The sequence below is a fragment of the Mesorhizobium sp. WSM4884 genome, from assembly GCF_029625675.1.
Classification (GTDB): domain Bacteria; phylum Pseudomonadota; class Alphaproteobacteria; order Rhizobiales; family Rhizobiaceae; genus Mesorhizobium.
This window is the reverse complement of sequence record NZ_JARTVO010000082.1, coordinates 1-248: the sequence shown is the minus strand read 5'-3', so window position 1 is coordinate 248 and position 248 is coordinate 1. Positions and strand designations below refer to the sequence as shown.

Annotated in this window: 1 pseudogene; it reads left to right on the top strand. The window is 51.6% G+C overall.

What is annotated here, in order from left to right:
- Nucleotides 1–248, top strand: a pseudogene (locus P9236_RS30750) (hypothetical protein); the annotation flags it as partial.

Here is a 248-nt window from a genome sequence, read left to right as displayed (position 1 = left end):
ACGCGTGCCTTTCTTTCTTATGAATCCCTCGTCACTGATTGGTACCCCGCGATCGCAAGAGTTGACGAAACGTTGTCAATAGACTGGCCCAAGCCGCTCACCGAGGCGAGGGTAGAGATCGACCGATTTTTGTCCGCAAGGCATCAACATCATACGGCAACGACCGAACTTCTACTCGGAAACGACGAAATCGCAGACTGGGCCAAAGACACCTATCTGGCGGTTAGATCTCTTGAGAAAGATGCCAA